Genomic DNA, 16746 nt, shown 5'->3' with positions numbered 1-16746 from the left:
GGAACGCGGGGTTAGAGGCCGAGGGCTTCGGCCGCGTCCTCCAGGGTGGTGATCCGCGGCTCGAAGCGCTGGAGCGCCTCGGGGCTTTGGATCGTGAAATGGTCGAGGCAGCCGATGAGGGCGGCTTCCTTCTTGAGCCCGGCCTGGCGGCGGAGCCTCTCCTTGACGGTGATGCGGCCGTTCGGGTCGAGCGTGGCGGCCTGGGCCAGGCGGGCGAGGGCCTCTACGTGGAGGCGCTGGGGATCGCCCAGCTTCAGACCCTGGCTCTGCACGGTCTTCTGCAGCCGGGAGAGCCACGACTCCGGGTAGACCTTGATGCCGCCCTCGCGCGAGGGGAAGAGGAAGAGCCGGCTTTCAAAGGGCGCGCCGCGCCATTCCGACGGAATGGTGAGCCGCCCCTTCTCGTCGAAGGCGTGCTCGAAGGCATCAGTGTAGCTGGCGCGCAGCTCGGGTTCCATGGTCTCTCTTTTGTATGGGCCAGACTGCTCTTTTTACAGCCTTAATTACCCACTTTAGCCCATTTCTACCCACTTCCCTCCCGGACAGTCAAGGTTATTACATCAGAAATCGCTACCCATGAGCTGTTTGAGCGCGAAAAAACTTTTTTTACGTCTTTTTTCGAGAAACCCGCTTCTTAGCCTCTTTTTTGGCCTTTTCAGGTCCTTTTGAGCCCCGCTTCGCCTTGAGGTAGGCGGCGCGCCGTTCCGGGGTCCAAAATTCGAGGTCGGTGGTCTGGGAAAGGAGGGCGTCGAGCTCGCCGAGGTCGATCAGCCACTTGTAGGGGGTGGGCCGCTCGACGGTCTTCAGGAAATCGGCGACGATGTAGTTGTGAATCGTCTGCACGGAGATGCCCTTGGCCTTGCTCGCGTAGGAAATGGGCACCATCTGCCGCGGACGGCGGGGGACCAGCTTGTATTCCCCGCCGCCGATGGCCAGGCACTCGTACTGGGAAAAATTGAAACGCGCGCCGGGATCGCGGCCGGGCACCCCCGCGGAGCGGAGGGCCCAGGCCGGCGAGCGGGACGAAAGAAGAAGATGGAATTTCATAATTTGCACTGCATATTCAAAAAATGAAAAAGAGTCAACCCTCTCCCGCCGATTTCATCGACCGCGCGCTGCGCCTCACCGGCCTGGACCTGGCGGGGCTGGCGGCGGAACTCGGCCTGCGCGAGGCGACGCTCTACAAGGCGCGCGGCGGCCACATCCCCCTCTCCTCCCGCGCGCGGCGGGCGCTGGAGCTGCTCCTGGCGGGCCGCGCCCCCGCCGCCGGCGCGCTGCGCTCCGCCGCCTCCGGGCGCTCCGCCGACGCGGAGGTGGCCGCCCTTTCCGAGCGGCTCCACTTCCTGCGCCGCCACGCCACCGCGGACGAGTGGCGCATCCTTTCGGAGACGGTGGAGGCCTTCCACCGCCGCGCCGCCGCGCGGAAGTAGCCGGAAAATAGCGCGTTGACCCGCGCTTCGGCGCGCGCGGTTTCCCCCATCAAGGACCGCGCGGGCCCGATCGGATACGGTCGGGCCCCATGATTCTAAAGCCCCTCGCCCACTCCGCCGCCGCCATGGCGGCCCTGGCCCTCCTGGCTTCCTGCCTGGTCGGCTGCGCCAACACCACCACCACGAAGGTCTACCGCGACGCCAAGGGCGCGTGGGTCGTCGAGTCCCCCAAGGACATCGAGGCGCAGGGCATCGACCTCTCCACCGCGCAGGGCACCCGGCTGAAGGTGGACAAATACGAGAGCCACCCCAACGCGGCCGTCACCGCCGCCCAGGGCGCGCGGGAGGCCTCCGACGTCGACGCCGCCTCCACCCTCGTCGGCGCGGCGGTTTCCGCCGCCGTCCGCGGCCAGATGCAGACGACGACCACGGCGGCCCACTAGGCCCCGCGCGCAAGTTCCCCCCACGGCATCCCCCCAATGCCCCGCACCCGCTTCTATCTTTTCATCAACGGCATCCTCACCGTCCCGGACGGCCGGACCGGCTGGACCGACCGCGCCGTGACGTGGACCGAATCCCACTTCAACCAGCTGGCGGAGAAGTACGAATACTTCTGCGGCGCGCTGACCCGGCGGCTCTTCCAATGGCTGCGCGTGAAGCGGTGCGTGGAGCTGCTGCGCCACTACTCCGGGCATGACCTGGTCCTCGTCGGCCACTCCAACGGGGCCGACATCGTCTGCCGCATCCTCAAGGAATACCCGGAGATCGAGGTGGCGGAGATCCACCTCGTCGCCGCCGCGGCCGACGCCGACTTCCAGGTCAACGGGCTGAACATGGCCCTCCTCACCGGCAGGCTGGGCCGCGCCACCCTCTACGGCAGCCACCGGGACGGCGCGCTGCGGTTGGCGCAAGTGAGCGAGGCCTTTTCCTTCCTGGGCCTGGGCTACGGCGCCCTGGGCCGCACCGGCCCGCGCAACGTCGACGAGCGCATCGGCGACCGCGTCGTACAGGTCTGGCGGGACGACTTCGACCACTCCACCTGGTTCAGCCCCGCGCAGTTCGCCGCGACGATGGACCTCATCGTCCAACCCTCCCGCGCATGATCACCACCGCCTCCCAGCTTCCCCCTCCGCCACCTCCCAGCGACGCGACGCTCCTGGCCAAACTGGCCGACGTGGCGGAGGGGGAACTAGGCGTCGCCGAGCGCCCTCCCGGCAGCAACCGCGGCCCGCGCGTGGAGACGTACCAGGCCGTCTGCCACCTGGCCGATTCCGAGCCGACCGGCTGGCCCTGGTGCGCCGCCTTCGTCTGCTGGTGCGTGAAGCAGTTCGTCTCCTTCCATCCCGGCTTCCTTGCCGCCGCGATCGAGGCGAACCCGCCCCGGGAAGCCTCCGTCTACGGGCTGGAGGACTGGGGACGCCGGATCGGGCTCCACTTCTCCGACGATCCGCACCGCCCCTTCACGCCGCAGCGCGGGGACCTGGTATTCTACCGCTTTTCCCACGTGGAGATCGTCCGCCGCGTCCTGCCGGACCATTTCGAGACGGTCGGCGGCAACACGAACGCCACCGACGCGACGGGGCGCGGCGGGGAGGTGGCCGTCCGCACCCGCAGCTTCCAGCTGGCCCGCTGCTTCGCCCGGCTGACGCCGCGAGCGCCGCAGCTTTCCACCCCCCTCTCCGTCGTCACCCGATGAAACGGCCCACCCATCTCCGCGCCCGCCTTTTCGACCTGGCCTACGCCTCCCGCCCCCTCTGGAAGAGCTCCTCCTGGTTCCTGCACGAGCTGCGCTACGAGGGCTACGAGACAACCTCCCTGGAGGTCGAGTCGGAGCTGGCCTACCTCCTGGGCAAGGGGCACCTGGAAATGAGCTTCAACCTGAGCAACCAGAAGTCCTTCCGCCTGACCGCCAGCGGCATCGACGCGCACGAAAGGGGGCAGTCGTGAGGGGCGCTGGCAGCCGCATCGGCCGCCTCCCCCGCGAGCTGCGGGACGCGGTGAACCAGATGATCGCCGAGGCGCTTCCCGCCGAGGAGATCGCCAGCCGCCTGCACGCCCTGGGGCGGAAGGAGGTCACCAAGGCCAACGTGGAGAGCTGGCGTCAAAGCGGCTACCTCGACCACCTGGAGCAGGTGGAGCGGCTCAACGAGATCCGCCTCCGCAGCGAGGCGAGCGTGGAGATGGTCAAGGCCATCGCCCGCAACGGCAAGGTCCCCATCACGGAGGCCAACGACATCCTCCTGGCCTCCCTCATCTCCCAGGCGCTGGAAAGCTTCGACCCGGAGATGCTGAAGGAAGCCCTCCTGGAAAGCCCCAGGCGCTTCTTCAACCTGGCCTCCGCCGTCACCGGCCAGGCCGCCGAGCGGGTGAAGCGGGAGCGGCTGGAGCTGGAATTCGAGAAATTCCGCGAGCTGGCCTCCCTGCGCCGTCAGAAGCTGGAGGCCTCCCTCCAGGAAGCCTCCCGCAGCGGCGGCATCACGCCGGAGACGCTGGCCAAAATCCAGGAGCAGCTGAGCCTCCTATGAGCTTCTTCCTCCCCTACCAGGCCGCGTGGATCCGGGACAACTCCCGCATCAAGATCATGGAGAAGAGCCGCCAGATCGGCATGTCGTGGGCGGCCGCCTACCGCGCCGTCTCCACCACCGCCTGCCAGGGCGCGCGCTTCGACACCTGGATCAGCAGCCGGGACGAGACGCAGGCCAAGCTCTTCGGCGAGGACTGCGCCCGCTTCGCCCGCGTGCTGAACCAGGCCGCGCGGGACATGGCCGTGGAGGTCGTCGACCGGAAGGAAAAGGTCACCGCCCACGTCCTGCCGCTGGCCAACGGCCGGGCCATCTGCTCCATGAGCAGCAACCCCAACGCCCAGGCGGGGAAGCGCGGCGCCCGCGTGCTGGACGAGTTCGCCCTCCACCCCGACCCGCGCCAGCTCTACGCCATCGCCTACCCGGGCATCATGTGGGGCGGCACCCTGGAGATCCTCAGCACCCACCGGGGCTCGGCCAACTTCTTCAACCAGCTGGTCCACGAGGCCAAGCACCTGGGCAACCCGAAGCAGGTCAGCCTCCACACCGTCTCCATCGAAACCGCCGTGGCGCAGGGCCTCCTCTCCCGGCTCAAGAAAAAGTGGCCGCAGGACGACCCGCGCCAACAGCTCGACGACGACGGCTTCCTGCAAAGCCTGCGCAACCAGTGCCCGGACGAGGAAACCTGGCAGCAGGAATTCCTCTGCCAGCCCGCCGACGACCAGGGCGCATTCCTTTCCTACGACCTCATCGCCGGCTGCGAGACGCCGGAGGGCGAGGCCTGGCGGACCGACCTGCGCGCGGCGGCCGGCCCCCTCTACGTCGGCGTCGACCTGGGCCGGGAGCACGACCTGACGGTCCTTTGGGTCGTCGAGGACCTGGCCCCCCTCCGCGTCACGCGGCGGATCGAGGTGCTGGATCGCCAGACCTTCGCCGCGCAGGAGGCCGCGCTCGACGCCCTCCTCTCCAACCCAAAGGTGCGCCGCTGCTGCATCGACCAGACCGGCCTGGGCCGCCAATTCGCGGAGCGGGCCGCCGCCCGCTACGGCGCGCACCGCGTGGAGGGGGTCTCCTTCACCGCCGGGACGAAGGAAGAGATGGCCTATCCCGTCCGCGCCGCCTTCGAGCAGAAGACCCTCCGCATCCCCGCCGACAAGGCCGTGCGCGCCGACCTGCGCGCCATCCGCCGGGAAACCGGCGCGGGGGGCCGCAGCCGCTTCGCCGCCGACCGCGGCCCCGGCGGCCACGCCGACCGCTTTTGGGCGCTGGCCCTCGCCCTCCACGCCGCCCGTCCCGTCCAAACCACCGCCTACACCGGAGCCCTCCTTTAATATGAAAAACCTTCGCACCCTCCTGGGCCGCCTCCTTCCGCAGGCGACCGTCCGCGCCTCCTTTCCCTGGAACACCTTCGCCTCCTCCCTGGCCACCACGGAGCCGCGCCTATGCGATCCCTACCGGAACAGCGCCTTCGTCCAGGCGGCGATCCGCACCATCGCTCAGCCGATCAGCGCCGTGCCGCTCCGCTTCTACCAGGCGCGCGGACGGCGGGAGACCCTCCTTTCCCACGGCCCGCTGGTCGACTTCTGGGCCCGCCCCGCCGGGGACCACATGGACTTCCAGGACTTCATCGAGGCGACGGTCGGCTGGCTCCTCCTGCAGGGCGAGGCGTTCTGGGTCGGCGACGACACGTGGCTCCTGCAGACTGCCACGGAACGCCGCCCCCTCTTCCTGGCCCGGCCCGACCGGATGCGCCCTATCCTGGACAACGGCCAGCTCCAGGGCTGGGAGTGGACCGACGCGAACGGCACCGCCCACGCGCTGGTGCCGGACCAGGTGGCCCACCTCAAGTTCTGGAACCCCTACGATCCCGTCCGCGGCCTGGCGCCCTACCTCTCCGCCGCGCTGGCGGCGGAGGCCGACTGGCTCGGCTCCCGCTTCGTCCGCACGCTCATGCAGAACAACGGCGACCTGGGCCAGTTCCTCATCGCCAAGGGAGCCCCGCCGACCGACGAGCAGCGGGAGCAGATCATCCGCGCCCTGCGGGAAAAGAAAGAGCTGTCCCAACGCGGCGTCTATAAGCCGATGTTCCTCACCGGCGACATCGCGGTGGAGAACCCCCAGGTACAGGCGGCCGACGCCAGCCTGGTGGCCACCCGGCAGCTCCTGCGGGACGAGATCGCCATCGCCTTCGGCATCCCGCCCAGCCGCTTCCACGTGAAGCAGAGCTACTCCATCGGCTCCGCCAGCGACCGCTTCCTCCTCATCGAGGAAACCTGCATGCCGCTCTCCATCAAGATCGCCGGGGCGGTGGAGCGCCTCTCGGAGCGCGTCGCCGCCTGGCGGCCCGCCGGGGGCCGGATCCACGCCGCCTTCGACTGGAACGAGCACAGCACCATGCAGGCCGCCCGCCGGGAGCGCTTCGCCGTCCTGGACAAGCTCTGGAACAAGGGCGTCCCCCTGCGGACGTGCAGCGAGGTCCTCGACCTGGGGCTGCCCGCCGTCCCGGGCGACCACGTCGGCTACCTCCCCGCCGGGCTTTCCCCCGTCGACGCCCCCGCCGAGGCCCCGGAGGAGGAGGCAGACCCCTCCCCCGCCTGGGCCCGGATCGAGTCCGCCCTCCGCCGCCGCAACCCCAACCCCCGCGCCTAACTCCATGACCGCCCCCCTCCGCCGCCAGATCGTCTCCCAGACCCGCGTCCTCGACGCCCAGCAGGGCCTCGTCGAATACGTCGCCAGCGACCAGACCCTCGACTCCTACCAGGAGGTCGTCCTGGCCGCCGGGTGGAAGTTCTCCCTCTTCGGGAAGAACGCCCCCTTCGTCGACAGCCACGACTACTCCTCCATCGAGCGCCTGCTGGGCCGCGTCGTCGATTTCCGCGTGGAGGGAGACAAGCTGGTCGAGACCGTCCAGTGGGCCCACGACGTGCCGGAGAACGCCCTGGCCCGCCTGGGCTGGAAGATGACCCTGGCCGGACACCTGCGGGCCGTCTCCGTCGGCTTCGTCCCGCGCCGCACCCTCTCCAAGTTCGACGCCGACCCGCGCCCCTACCAGGAGCAGGTCCGCCGCCTGGGCATGGCGGAGCGCCCGCCCGTCCGCATCTACGCGGAGCAGGAGCAGATCGAGCTTTCCGCCTGCCTCATCGGCGCCAATCCCAACGCCCTGGCCCGCGCCCACGCCGCCGGTGTCCTGACCGACGGGGACCTGGAGTCCGTCGGCATCGGGGAGGAGGACGCCGCCTTCCTCCACCAGGCCTGCGCCCTCTTGGAGCGGGCGGAAGAGCCCCACGCCTCCCGCTTCCGCGCGGGCCTGGCCGCCCGGCTGCGGGAACAGATGCGGCGGCACCCCCTTTTCCGTGAAACCGGCCCCGGGCCGGCCGCGGAGAATCCGAAGCGGCCGGTCCGGCAGTCCGCGCGCCGGGAGTTCCTGCGCGCCCTGCGGGCCACCCTGCGAACCTAAACCCAAAAAAAACCAGAACCCAGACCCACAATGAAATCCCACCAAAACGACCTGGCCGCGCGCGACGAGGCCGAGTTCCAGTCCGAAGTCCTGCGGGGCGTCTCCGCCCTCATGGACGACATGGGCCGCCTCTCCGGCGAGACCCGCTCCGCCATGGAGGAGCTGACCCAGGTGAAGAACCAGGTGCAGTCCCTCGACCAGACCCTGGCCGCCCTCAAGAAGGTGCAGGTCAGCCTCCAGCACGAGCAGCGCATGGCCCACGGCGACCCGCGCCAGCGCATCCTGGGCAGCGAGGAAAAGCGCGCCGCCTTCTCCGCCGCCGTCCGCAACGCGTGCAAGGTGCCCGTCACCGCCCGCGACCTGGGCGAGACCAGCTCCCCCGGCAGCACCCTGGTCAACCCCGCGCTGGCCAAGGAAATCTACGACACCCTGGAGCGCTACGGCGCCTGGAGCACCCTGGGCGTCCGGCGCCTGGGAACCCAGGTGACCAAGTTCCCCGTGAAGACCGCCCGCGCCAACGCCGGCTTCGTCCTCACGGAGGGCTCGGCCATCCCGGCGGACACCGCCACCGCGGGCTCCTCCGTCTCCCTGACCGTGCAGGTCATCGGCGCGCTCATCTCCGTCTCCCGCCAGCTCCTGGAGGACTCCTCCTTCGACCTGACGGCCGACGTGATGGACGACTTCATCGAGGCCTTCAACCTGCGCCTGGACCACGCGGCCTTCGCGGGCACCGGGGCCAACGACTCCGCCAACGGCGGCATGACCGGCATCTTCGCCGCCGCCACCACGGCCACGGCGGCCACCGGCCACACCTCCGTCAGCGCGCTGACCCTGGACGACTTCATCAACGTCCTGACGACCGTCGACCCCGGCGTGCTCGACCGGCGCTGCGCCTGGTGGATCCACCCGCAGGTCCTGGCCCGCATGGTCGGCGTGAAGGACGCCAACGGCCGCTCGGTCTTCCTCACCTCCACGGAAGCCCCGACGCCCAGCGGCATCGGCTCCATCCTGGGCTATCCCGTAAACCTGGTCCACGCCGCGCCGTATGACAACACGGCGGGCGCGAAGGTCGCCGTCTTCGGCGATCCCCAGGCGGCAGTCGTCGGCGTGCGGAGCGACTTCAGCTTCGAGGCCTCCGACGAGTTCCTCTGGAACACCTACCAACGGAGCTTCCGCGGCATCGGCCGCGCCGGCGTGGCGATCCGCAAGGCCTCCGGCCTGGCCGCCCTCACCCTGGCCGCCAGCTAAAGCCAACCCGGGAAGGGGTCCGACCCCCCTTCCCACCCCCTTTCCCCCATGAACGCCGGATTTTCCAACCTCGCCACCCTCAAGGCGCGCCTCCTGCCGCCGCAGAGCCTTTCCCAGACCGACTGCGACGGGCGGATCGCCGCCATCGGCCAGGGCGTCGCCCGCTGGTTCGAGAAGCTTTGCGACCGCCGCTTCGCCCGCGCGGAGGGCGACGCCTACCTCTGCCGGGCCGACCGCACCTACGTCGTCCTCCCTCGATACCCCGTTGAGGCGGTGAGCGCCGTCGACAACCTGGCCACCGGCGGCACCCTCTGGAGCCCGGCCACGGCCACCTACCTCCTCTACCCGGAGAGCGGCCTCCTCGACTTCGCCGAGGCCCTGGGCAGCCCCGCCGCGCAGCTGCGCGTCACCTACACCGGCGGCTACTGGTGGGACCAGACGGAGGACGGCACCGGCACGATGCCCGCAGGGGCCGCCCCCCTGCCCGCCGACCTGCTCCAGGCCTGGCTCGACCAATGCGCCTTCCTCTTCGAACGGGAGACGCGGCTGGGATTGGAAAAAATCACCGGCTCCGGCGGCAGCTTCACCCTGGAACCGACCCACCTCCTGCCGCACGTGACCGCCGTGCTGCAGGGCTACCGCCGCCAGGCCCTGACATGAACCCGACCTCCCAGACCAGCCAGGCGGAGGCGATCCTCGCCGCCGTCCTCGACCGCTTCGCCGCCCAGGTCGCCCCCGGCGGCACGCCCGGCCCCGCCGCGCCCCTGTCCGGGGTGAGCGTCGGCCCCTACCTCGGCCTCGTCCAGGGACGGAAGCTGCCCTGGCTCACCGTCGACCTGATCGGCGCGGCCCGGCGCCGCGTCACCGCCGACGACGGCCAGGTGGAGACCCGCGCCACCCTCGACCTGACGCTGGCCGACGCCGCCCACGGCGGCCACGCCGCGCTGGCGCTGGCCTACCGCTGGGCGGCCTGGCTGGAGAGCGTCCTCGTTCCGGAAGGGGAAGCCGTCCCCCTCGACGGCCTTGTCGACTGGATCGAGCCCGACGCCGTCGCCGTCCACGCGGGCGGCGCGGGCTTCGCCGACTTCTCCGTCCAGGCCCGCTTCATCCTCCGCTACCGCACGCCGCTGGGCGCGCCCTTCACCACCTAATCCCCATGCCGATCCACAACTACCGACCGATCAAGGACGTCACCTACACCCCGCCGGGCGGCAGCGCCCTGCCGCTGACCGGCATCCTCTCCATGAGCGTGACCGAAACCAGCGACAACCTGGTGGAGGCGACCGACGGCTACGCCCACGCGAACAACGCCGTCCCCCGCGCCCGCACCACCCAGGTCACGCTCCGCTCCCGCGATCTGGCCGCGCTCCGCGCCATCGACCGCGCGGCCCAGGGCGGCGTCCTGCGCTACACCCTCATCGGCCTGGGCGGGGCGGCCGACATTCTGGAACAGGTGGGCCAGTGCCACAGCCGCGGCGTCCGCGCCTCCGCCACCGCGCCCCAGCCCTACACCTGCGAGGTGACCTTCGACTGCGTGACCGACCAGGACTACGCCGTAGGCACCCAGGAATAGCCATGACCCGCCTCCCCCTCGACCCCCGCCACGCCATCGACGTGCCCAGCCTCGGCTTCGGCCCCCGCTGGCGGCGCGCCCGCTTCCTTTTGGGCGAGCTGACGCGCGTCCGCCGCCTCGGCTTCGACCCGGCCACCCCGGCGGAGCGGGCCCTTCACCGCCTGGGCCTTTGGAAGGGGCCCGTCCGGCGGCTGGAGCAGGAGAACCGCCTGTGGCGCGCCCTTTTCACCGAGTGCCAGGGCCGGATCGGCTACGAACGGCGGCGCTGCCGGGAACTGCTGGACGGCCCCGTCACCTACGCCCACCGGCACGAATACGAGCAGGTCCTCCTCTACGGCGAGGCGCCGCACGACCACCGGGGGCTAAAAAAAAACTCCGCACGCCCTTCGCGGCGGAAAAAGAAAGGCTCCTCCTGGCGCAGCAGCTGGAGCGCCTGCGCCTCCTGGATTGCGGGATTCTTCCGCAGGGAGAGATCACGGAAGCCGACCGCCGCGCCGCCCTCTGCGGAGACGCCCGCCGGCTGCGCGCCCTCGTCCGCTTTCTGGATCAGGCGCTCGCGGTCACCGATGAGGAAACCGCCCGCCAAATGTATTCCCACCTCTACTAACCCCCAGCCATGAAATCCCCCCTCCCCGCACCCAACTTCGCCCCCTGGACCGACGCCGCGCCGCCCGCCGCCTCCCCCGCCGACGCGGGCGGGAGCGACGCCCTCCTGCGCGCCGCCGAGGAGCTGGCCGAGGCCGCCGCCCGGCTGGCGGAGACGGCCCCCGCCTCCTCCGCCGCGGACGGCGCCGCCGCCGCGCCCGTCCCGCTCTCCCTCCAAATCACCGTCACCGACGGGACGGGCAACTCCCTCCCCTTCACCACGCCGGACGGCCCCGACCTCTCCCTCTTCTCATGATCCTGCGCGAACACTACGCCGAACGGCGCACCGGGGGCGAAGACGGCAGCCTCCTGGAACTGGTCTACACCGCCACCCTCCTGCCCCAGACGGAAACCCTGGCCGCCCTCCTGCGGGCGGAGGGGGCCCTCTTCACTGTCACCACCCCGCTGGGCGCGGTCTATCCGCTCCTGCGGAAAGACTCGATCCTGATGGAGGGCGCCCCGGGCCCCGCCGGGCACGTCACCGCCCGGATCCGCTACGTCCAGCGGCCGGAGGACACCCTTTCCGGCACGGCGGGCGTCGAGGTCCATCCCGCCCCCGTGGCGGTGCCGCCCTACCCGGCCGTCAGCCCCGCGCCGATCGGCCTGCCATTGCAAAGCCATCACTGGACGCTGCGGGTCAGCGATCCCTTTTCCTCCCCCCGGACGGAACTGCGTTGCACCGGCCTGTGCGACGGCCAGGACGCGACCCTGGCGGTCCTGCGCCAGGGCCTCGGCTCCGCCTTCGGCAGCGTCGCCACGCCCCAGTTCGGCGTTCTATCCAACCTCGTAAAAGAAGAGGCCCGCTTCGAGCCCCAGGGCACCGGCGGCGCGGCCCGCGCCACCCTTACCTGGCGCGGGCAGGCCGCGGCCTCCTCCTCCTTTCCCCTGGCGGAAATCCGCCAAACCACCGGCGCGCGGCCCGGCTCCTGCACCGTCACCGTGACGCGGCGCGGCAGCCCGCCCGTCCTCTCCCAGGGACTCGGCGATCCCTTCTCCTTCGAGGGGATCTTCACCGGGCGCGTCTGCAACATCGACCGGCACGCCAGCTCCGGCGGCCTCTACTCCGCCAGCCTCACCGCGCTCGACGCCCGCTGGGAGATGGCGGGGGCGATCGTCGGCTCCCCGCCGCCGAGCGGCGACGGCAGCGCCTCCGCCAGCGCCGCCGCGCGCGGCTATGAGTGGGTGTTCAACCGGGGCGGCCAGCCGGACAAGGCCCCCGGCGCGCCCCAGTTCCAGGACGGAACCGACGCGGCGTTCTGGACCTTCGGCGACATCCTGGACCTCCTCTGCCGCGCCTACCTTCCGGCCTCCGTTTCCGCCCCCGCATGGGGCGGCCTGGCCCACGCCTCCAACGTGCCGGGAGAGGTCGACCTGCGGGGCCGGGACCTGGCGACGGCGCTGGACGGCCTCCTGGCGCAGATGGGCTACACCTGGACGCTGCGTTACGGCGGCGGCAGCGCCACGCTCCATCCCTTCAACGCGGCGGACGGGACCATTTCCGCCCCCGCCGGCCCGGCCTCCGCCAACGCGCTGGCCGCGCCGATCGCCTCCCAGTCGGAAACGATCCAGGACGCCTACGACGAGACCGAGGCTCTCAGCGGTCCCGCCGCCTGCCAGTGCGGCTTCTCCAGCGCCCCCTCCGGCCCCTTCAGCGCGCTGCCCGCGCTGATCCTGCGGGAATCGCTCGACGCGGACTCCGCCTACGAATACCGGCCCGACTTCTCTTCCATCAGCGGACTCTTCCCCTTCCTTTCCGACCGTCCGGGCCGGGGATATCCCCTGCGGGCGGAGCTGGCCAGCCGCCTGGGGGACGAAAGCCCCGCGGCCTCCTACGCCCCGCCGCGCGTCAGCGGGACGAGCGGGTCCTCCCTCCTGGGCCTGGCGCTGCCGGCCTATTTCTGGGCCACCTGGGACGACCTCCAGGGGGAGTGGCGGCGCGTCCTGGGCGGCGTCGAGCTGCGGCGGCACCCGGCCGCCGTCCTCGTGCGGCGCAAGATCGTCGTCTACGCCTCCGGGGCGACGCGCCAGCGGCCGAAGGCGGAGCAGGTCGAGCCCCTGGCCCATAGCGGCTTCCAGATCGCGGGCACGCTGGCCTTCACGACCGACTACCGCCTCAGCTCCGTGGCCTCCGGCGGCGGGGCGGCGCTCTCCCGGCGGCGGGTGGTGACCCACCGGCGGATCGTTCCCGCCTACGCCGCCTCCTGGATCGGCGAGAGCTTCGACCCGGACGACCTCAACGGCTACGCAGTCCACGGCTCCCTGGTGACCCTGGTCGACGCGCAGGCGCAGCTCGACGCCCTGGCCGACGCCGCCCAGGCCGGCCAAACGGCGGAGCGGGCCCAGAGCGAGGCGCGCCTGGGCTACTGGCCCGGCGCCGACGCCGTGGGGAAGACCCTGGCCCTCGACGGCTCCTTCTTCACCGGGCCGCAGGGAATCGTCACGGAGGCGGTCTTCCGCCGGGGCGCCGCGCAGACCTGCCTCCTGCGGGCCACCAACCAGCCCCTTTCCGACGCCCAGCGCCGGATGGAGCCCGTGGCCGCCGCGCGCCGCCAGTTCCTCAGCCAGCTCTCCCCCTCATGAACTTCTCCGCCCATCTGACCCGCCTCGCGCAGGGCACGCGCGACCAGCTTGCCGACCTTCAGGACGCCCCGCCCCCGCCGCAGGAGCGGATCCACAGCCACGCCTTTCCGCCCTACGTGACGACCCAGGCCTACGACACCGGCCAGGCCACGGAAGGGTCCTGGATGCTGGGCCGGGGGGAGGAAGGGCAGCTTAATGAGGACAAGGCCTGCCTGCTGCAGAACTACTGGCTGCGCGTCGACCGCGACGCCACCCAGGGCCAGGCCCTTTTTGCCGGGACGCTGGAAGGACGCCTCGACCTGCGGATGAACGGGGAGGACGCCGTCCTCTACTGCCGGACGCTCGACACGGCGGCGGGGACCGAGTTCGTCACCCAGCTCGACTTCCTCCACGCCTCCTTCCTCATCCAAAAGGGGACGGACGAGAGCCGCCTGCAGTCCTTCCAGGTCAGCCTGGAGGACCCGAGCCAATACCTCCTCTCCCTGGCGCGGGACGAGTTCATCTACTGGAACGTGACCCTGGAGGGGGACAACTCCACCCTGGCTCTCTCCCAGAACGAGACGACCGGCATCGTCATGACCGACGCGACGAGCCTGACCTCCATGCAGCTGCGCAACACCGGCGCGGGGGCGAAGGTCAGCCTGCAGGGGGAGGCGGCGATCGACATCGCCACGGCCGACATCGGCGGCAACGACTGCCGCTTCCACGAGTGGACGAAGGACGGCCAGCCCGCCAGCCCGCCGCTCTACGTCCTTTCCAGCCAGGCCGCCGACCTCAGCGCGCTGCCCTGCATCTTCGAATGGGTGAAGGAGGAGAACTTCCTGGGCATCGGCACGAACGCCGACTGCACGGCGCTGCAAAGCCTCAAGGTCGAGATGGCCTACGGCTTCAACCTGGAGGCGGGAGACACGACCAGCCACCTGCAGCTCGACGGCGGCTCCGGCTATTTCCGCGTGGCCGTGTCCCCGGACGAGAACGTCTCCGCCGTTTGGCAGATGGGCAGCGCCTTCGTCAACGTGGGCCTGGGCACCTCCGCCGACGGCATCACGATCGACTACGGCACGGGGCTGACCGTGGCGCTCCAGTCCGGCCCGCCCAGCACCTTCGGCGACGGCCACCACGCCATCCAATTCCGGGAGATCGACGTCTGCGACAACGGGACGCCGAAGAAAATGGTCGTCCTAGCCAGCGCCCCCTACGACGCTTCATGAAAATCCACCTCCTCCGCCTGACCGAGAAGAACCTGGCCCTCCTGCACCGCCTGCTGGGCCGCGCCGACCTGAAGGGGCACGAGGTGCCCGACTTCGTCCAGCTCCTCCAGGAACTGCGCCCCGTGGCCGACGAGGCTACTTCAAAATCTGAGCGAGGGTGACCTTCCCGTCGTAAAGCGCCTTGCCGACGATGGCGCCGTAGGGCGGCTTGGGCATGGCGCGCAGGGCGGCGATGTGCTCCGCCGCGCCGATGCCGCCGGAGGCGATGACCGGGATGGAGACCGCCTCCAGCATCTCGCCCAGGGCCCGGTAGTTGGGCCCGGTGAACATGCCGTCGGTGGCGATGTCCGTGTAAATGATGAGTCCGGCGCCGGCCCCTTCCAGCTCCCGCGCCAGGTCCAGGGCGCGGCGGGTCGACTTTTCCGTCCATCCCTTCACGGCGACGAAGCCGTCCTTGGCATCGATCCCGACGGCGATCTTCTCCCCGCCGAAGCGGGCGACGAGACGCCGGACGAAATCGAGGTCCTCGCACGCGCGGGTGCCCAGGATGACGCGGGCGACGCCGGATTCCAGGGCGCGGGCCACCGTTTCCTCCTCCCGCATGCCGCCGCCCAATTGGACGGGGATCGAAAGCTCCCGCGCGATGGCGGCGACGACGTCCAGGTGGCGCGGCACGCCGGAAAAGGCGCCGTCCAGGTCGACGACGTGGAGGGCCTCCGCACCCTCCTCCCGCCATTGGCGGGCGAAGGCGACGGGGTCGGCGCCGTAGACGGTGCGGGCCTCCCGGCGGCCCTGTTCCAGGCGGACGACCTGGCCTTCCAAAAGGTCGATGGCGGGGAAGATGATCACGAGGCGAGGGCGGTGAAGTTTTTCAGCAGGCGCAGGCCGGCGGCCTGGCTCTTTTCCGGGTGGAACTGGGTGGCGAAGAGCCGCCCGCGCCCGACGGCGCTGGCGAACGGCCCGCCGTAGTCGGTCGTCATGGCGACGAGGCCTTCGTCGGCGGGTTGCGGGTAGTAGCTGTGGACGAAGTAGACGTGCTCCCCGTCGGCAACGCCCTCCGTGACGGGGCCGGGACGGACGACGGTGACCGCGTTCCAGCCCATCTGGGGGACTTTCAAGGGAAAGCCCGCGCCCTTTTGCGGAAAGCGGACGACTTTCCCGGCATAGACGCCGAGGCCCTCCGCGCCGGGGGCCTCCTCGCTGCTCTCGAAGAGCATCTGGTAGCCCAGGCAGATGCCGAAGAAGGGCCGGTCGGCGGCGATCCACTCCCGGATGGGCTCCCAGAGGCCGGTGGCGCGCAGGTTGCGCACGCAGTCGCCGAAGGCGCCGACACCGGGCAGGACCAGGCCGCCGAGGCCCTCCAGGCCTTCCGGCCCGGTGACGAAGCGCGTTTGCGCGCCGACGGACTGGAGCGCCTTTTCGACGCTCCGCAGGTTGCCCATGCCGTAGTCGACGACGCCGATCATTTCGTGAGGCTCCCCTTGGTGCTCGGCACGCCGCGCACGCGGCCGTCCCGCCGCAGGGCCACGTCGAGCGCCTTGGCCAGGCCCTTGAAAACCCCCTCGATCAGGTGGTGGACCTCCGCCGTCTCCAGCACCTCGACGTGGAGGGTGAGGCCCGCGTGCTGGGCCAGGCCGCGGAGGAACTCCTCCGTCAGCTGGGCGGGGAAATCGCCCGCGCGGAGGCGGATCAAGGGGACCCCCTTAGGCACCTTGAAGCGGACGAAGGGCCGTCCGCTGAAGTCGAGGGCGACGCGGACGAGCGTCTCGTCCATCGGCAGGAGGAAAAAGCCGTAGCGGGCGATCCCGGCGCGGTCGCCCAGGGCCTTGCTGATCGCCTGGCCCAGCGCGATGCCGGTGTCCTCCACCGTGTGATGGAAATCGACCTCCAGGTCCCCCTTCACCTTCAGGTCGAGGTCGAAGAGGGCGTGCTTCGAAAGAAGGGTGAGCATGTGGTCGAAGAACGGGATGCCGGTGGCGATCTTCGACTTGCCCGTGCCGTCCAGGTTCAGGGTCAGGCGGATATCGGTTTCGGCGGTCTTCCGCTGGAGGGTGGCGCGGCGGGATTTCATGGGAAATGC

At 70.6% G+C, this 16746-nt stretch carries 23 protein-coding genes; 18 read left to right on the top strand and 5 right to left on the bottom strand.

Annotated elements, in window-relative coordinates; genetic code table 11:
* Nucleotides 1-11 precede the first annotated feature (11 nt).
* Together PW734_06215 and PW734_06210 are read right to left on the bottom strand one after the other, a co-directional pair.
* Entirely contained in the window at nucleotides 12-458 is a 447-nt protein-coding gene (locus tag PW734_06215; GenBank protein ID MDE1170790.1) for a division/cell wall cluster transcriptional repressor MraZ, read from the bottom strand.
* A gap of 148 nt (nucleotides 459-606) precedes the next feature.
* The gene (locus PW734_06210; protein ID MDE1170789.1) at nucleotides 607-1047 is read right to left on the bottom strand and encodes a hypothetical protein; all 441 of its coding nucleotides are present in this window, start codon (nucleotides 1045-1047) and stop codon (nucleotides 607-609) included.
* A gap of 23 nt (nucleotides 1048-1070) precedes the next feature.
* Between PW734_06210 and PW734_06205 the strand changes: the two genes are divergently transcribed.
* The 18 genes from PW734_06205 (at nucleotide 1071) to PW734_06120 (ending at nucleotide 14827) form a co-directional block, all read left to right on the top strand.
* The gene (locus PW734_06205) at nucleotides 1071-1430 is read left to right on the top strand and encodes a hypothetical protein (protein MDE1170788.1); all 360 of its coding nucleotides are present in this window, start codon (nucleotides 1071-1073) and stop codon (nucleotides 1428-1430) included.
* A gap of 89 nt (nucleotides 1431-1519) precedes the next feature.
* Complete coding sequence (locus PW734_06200) at nucleotides 1520-1873, top strand: hypothetical protein (GenBank protein ID MDE1170787.1); 354 nt, start codon at nucleotides 1520-1522, stop codon at nucleotides 1871-1873.
* A gap of 36 nt (nucleotides 1874-1909) precedes the next feature.
* Nucleotides 1910-2533, top strand: a complete 624-nt coding sequence (locus PW734_06195) for an alpha/beta hydrolase (GenBank protein MDE1170786.1) — start codon at nucleotides 1910-1912, stop codon at nucleotides 2531-2533.
* The gene (locus tag PW734_06190; protein ID MDE1170785.1) at nucleotides 2530-3126 is read left to right on the top strand and encodes a CHAP domain-containing protein; all 597 of its coding nucleotides are present in this window, start codon (nucleotides 2530-2532) and stop codon (nucleotides 3124-3126) included. Before PW734_06195 ends, PW734_06190 begins: the two co-directional genes overlap by 4 nt.
* Nucleotides 3123-3377: a hypothetical protein gene (locus PW734_06185; protein ID MDE1170784.1), complete on the top strand. Its 255-nt coding sequence runs from the start codon at nucleotides 3123-3125 to the stop codon at nucleotides 3375-3377. The genes PW734_06190 and PW734_06185 overlap by 4 nt, the downstream gene beginning before the upstream one ends.
* On the top strand, nucleotides 3374-3955 hold the full coding sequence (locus PW734_06180) for a DUF3486 family protein (GenBank protein MDE1170783.1): 582 nt from the start codon (nucleotides 3374-3376) through the stop codon (nucleotides 3953-3955). Before PW734_06185 ends, PW734_06180 begins: the two co-directional genes overlap by 4 nt.
* Nucleotides 3952-5283 carry a terminase family protein gene (locus PW734_06175; GenBank protein MDE1170782.1) on the top strand — a complete coding sequence of 444 codons (1332 nt, stop codon included), beginning with the start codon at nucleotides 3952-3954 and terminating at the stop codon, nucleotides 5281-5283. Before PW734_06180 ends, PW734_06175 begins: the two co-directional genes overlap by 4 nt.
* Before the next feature lies 1 nt (nucleotide 5284).
* The gene (locus PW734_06170) at nucleotides 5285-6601 is read left to right on the top strand and encodes a phage portal protein (GenBank protein MDE1170781.1); all 1317 of its coding nucleotides are present in this window, start codon (nucleotides 5285-5287) and stop codon (nucleotides 6599-6601) included.
* A gap of 4 nt (nucleotides 6602-6605) precedes the next feature.
* Nucleotides 6606-7409, top strand: coding sequence for a hypothetical protein (locus PW734_06165; GenBank protein MDE1170780.1), 804 nt, complete (start codon nucleotides 6606-6608; stop codon nucleotides 7407-7409).
* Between the two features lie 30 nt (nucleotides 7410-7439).
* The gene (locus PW734_06160) at nucleotides 7440-8657 is read left to right on the top strand and encodes a phage major capsid protein (GenBank protein ID MDE1170779.1); all 1218 of its coding nucleotides are present in this window, start codon (nucleotides 7440-7442) and stop codon (nucleotides 8655-8657) included.
* A 48-nt stretch (nucleotides 8658-8705) separates the two neighbouring features.
* Nucleotides 8706-9317 carry a hypothetical protein gene (locus PW734_06155; GenBank protein ID MDE1170778.1) on the top strand — a complete coding sequence of 204 codons (612 nt, stop codon included), beginning with the start codon at nucleotides 8706-8708 and terminating at the stop codon, nucleotides 9315-9317.
* Nucleotides 9314-9808, top strand: coding sequence for a hypothetical protein (locus PW734_06150; protein ID MDE1170777.1), 495 nt, complete (start codon nucleotides 9314-9316; stop codon nucleotides 9806-9808). The genes PW734_06155 and PW734_06150 overlap by 4 nt, the downstream gene beginning before the upstream one ends.
* 5 nt (nucleotides 9809-9813) lie before the next feature.
* The gene (locus PW734_06145; GenBank protein MDE1170776.1) at nucleotides 9814-10230 is read left to right on the top strand and encodes a hypothetical protein; all 417 of its coding nucleotides are present in this window, start codon (nucleotides 9814-9816) and stop codon (nucleotides 10228-10230) included.
* 2 nt (nucleotides 10231-10232) lie between these two features.
* On the top strand, nucleotides 10233-10850 hold the full coding sequence (locus PW734_06140) for a hypothetical protein (protein ID MDE1170775.1): 618 nt from the start codon (nucleotides 10233-10235) through the stop codon (nucleotides 10848-10850).
* Nucleotides 10847-11131, top strand: coding sequence for a hypothetical protein (locus tag PW734_06135; protein ID MDE1170774.1), 285 nt, complete (start codon nucleotides 10847-10849; stop codon nucleotides 11129-11131). Before PW734_06140 ends, PW734_06135 begins: the two co-directional genes overlap by 4 nt.
* Nucleotides 11128-13455, top strand: a complete 2328-nt coding sequence (locus PW734_06130; GenBank protein ID MDE1170773.1) for a hypothetical protein — start codon at nucleotides 11128-11130, stop codon at nucleotides 13453-13455. The genes PW734_06135 and PW734_06130 overlap by 4 nt, the downstream gene beginning before the upstream one ends.
* A complete protein-coding gene (locus PW734_06125; GenBank protein ID MDE1170772.1) occupies nucleotides 13452-14666 on the top strand; it encodes a hypothetical protein in 1215 nt (404 codons plus the stop codon). Before PW734_06130 ends, PW734_06125 begins: the two co-directional genes overlap by 4 nt.
* Complete coding sequence (locus PW734_06120) at nucleotides 14663-14827, top strand: hypothetical protein (protein MDE1170771.1); 165 nt, start codon at nucleotides 14663-14665, stop codon at nucleotides 14825-14827. The genes PW734_06125 and PW734_06120 overlap by 4 nt, the downstream gene beginning before the upstream one ends.
* Here the strand turns inward: PW734_06120 and hisA are convergent.
* From hisA to hisB, 3 genes are read right to left on the bottom strand one after another with little or no spacing between them, the layout of a single operon-like run.
* Nucleotides 14802-15515: a 1-(5-phosphoribosyl)-5-[(5-phosphoribosylamino)methylideneamino]imidazole-4-carboxamide isomerase gene (gene hisA / locus PW734_06115; GenBank protein ID MDE1170770.1), complete on the bottom strand. Its 714-nt coding sequence runs from the start codon at nucleotides 15513-15515 to the stop codon at nucleotides 14802-14804. The two genes, PW734_06120 and hisA, sit on opposite strands and share 26 nt — an antisense overlap.
* Nucleotides 15512-16132, bottom strand: coding sequence for an imidazole glycerol phosphate synthase subunit HisH (gene hisH, locus PW734_06110; protein ID MDE1170769.1), 621 nt, complete (start codon nucleotides 16130-16132; stop codon nucleotides 15512-15514). Before hisH ends, hisA begins: the two co-directional genes overlap by 4 nt.
* Nucleotides 16129-16737: an imidazoleglycerol-phosphate dehydratase HisB gene (gene hisB / locus PW734_06105; protein MDE1170768.1), complete on the bottom strand. Its 609-nt coding sequence runs from the start codon at nucleotides 16735-16737 to the stop codon at nucleotides 16129-16131. Before hisB ends, hisH begins: the two co-directional genes overlap by 4 nt.
* Between the last annotated feature and the right edge of the window lie 9 nt (nucleotides 16738-16746).

Origin of the sequence: Verrucomicrobium sp., from assembly GCA_028283855.1 — a bacterium.
In the GTDB taxonomy this organism is placed as follows: Bacteria; Verrucomicrobiota; Verrucomicrobiia; order Methylacidiphilales; family GAS474; genus GAS474.
This window is presented reverse-complemented; position numbering and strand designations above follow the sequence as displayed.

Coding starts and splice junctions, on each gene's coding strand:
- PW734_06195 (MDE1170786.1), top strand. CDS start 1,910: ATGCCCCGCACCCGCTTCTATCTTTTCATCAACGGCATCCTCACCGTC.
- PW734_06200 (MDE1170787.1), top strand. CDS start 1,520: ATGATTCTAAAGCCCCTCGCCCACTCCGCCGCCGCCATGGCGGCCCTG.
- PW734_06125 (MDE1170772.1), top strand. CDS start 13,452: ATGAACTTCTCCGCCCATCTGACCCGCCTCGCGCAGGGCACGCGCGAC.
- PW734_06130 (MDE1170773.1), top strand. CDS start 11,128: ATGATCCTGCGCGAACACTACGCCGAACGGCGCACCGGGGGCGAAGAC.
- PW734_06205 (MDE1170788.1), top strand. CDS start 1,071: ATGAAAAAGAGTCAACCCTCTCCCGCCGATTTCATCGACCGCGCGCTG.
- PW734_06190 (MDE1170785.1), top strand. CDS start 2,530: ATGATCACCACCGCCTCCCAGCTTCCCCCTCCGCCACCTCCCAGCGAC.
- PW734_06175 (MDE1170782.1), top strand. CDS start 3,952: ATGAGCTTCTTCCTCCCCTACCAGGCCGCGTGGATCCGGGACAACTCC.
- PW734_06155 (MDE1170778.1), top strand. CDS start 8,706: ATGAACGCCGGATTTTCCAACCTCGCCACCCTCAAGGCGCGCCTCCTG.
- hisB (MDE1170768.1), bottom strand. CDS start 16,737: ATGAAATCCCGCCGCGCCACCCTCCAGCGGAAGACCGCCGAAACCGAT.
- PW734_06210 (MDE1170789.1), bottom strand. CDS start 1,047: ATGAAATTCCATCTTCTTCTTTCGTCCCGCTCGCCGGCCTGGGCCCTC.
- PW734_06185 (MDE1170784.1), top strand. CDS start 3,123: ATGAAACGGCCCACCCATCTCCGCGCCCGCCTTTTCGACCTGGCCTAC.
- PW734_06140 (MDE1170775.1), top strand. CDS start 10,233: ATGACCCGCCTCCCCCTCGACCCCCGCCACGCCATCGACGTGCCCAGC.
- PW734_06120 (MDE1170771.1), top strand. CDS start 14,663: ATGAAAATCCACCTCCTCCGCCTGACCGAGAAGAACCTGGCCCTCCTG.
- PW734_06150 (MDE1170777.1), top strand. CDS start 9,314: ATGAACCCGACCTCCCAGACCAGCCAGGCGGAGGCGATCCTCGCCGCC.
- PW734_06215 (MDE1170790.1), bottom strand. CDS start 458: ATGGAACCCGAGCTGCGCGCCAGCTACACTGATGCCTTCGAGCACGCC.
- hisH (MDE1170769.1), bottom strand. CDS start 16,132: ATGATCGGCGTCGTCGACTACGGCATGGGCAACCTGCGGAGCGTCGAA.
- PW734_06145 (MDE1170776.1), top strand. CDS start 9,814: ATGCCGATCCACAACTACCGACCGATCAAGGACGTCACCTACACCCCG.
- PW734_06165 (MDE1170780.1), top strand. CDS start 6,606: ATGACCGCCCCCCTCCGCCGCCAGATCGTCTCCCAGACCCGCGTCCTC.
- PW734_06170 (MDE1170781.1), top strand. CDS start 5,285: ATGAAAAACCTTCGCACCCTCCTGGGCCGCCTCCTTCCGCAGGCGACC.
- PW734_06160 (MDE1170779.1), top strand. CDS start 7,440: ATGAAATCCCACCAAAACGACCTGGCCGCGCGCGACGAGGCCGAGTTC.
- PW734_06135 (MDE1170774.1), top strand. CDS start 10,847: ATGAAATCCCCCCTCCCCGCACCCAACTTCGCCCCCTGGACCGACGCC.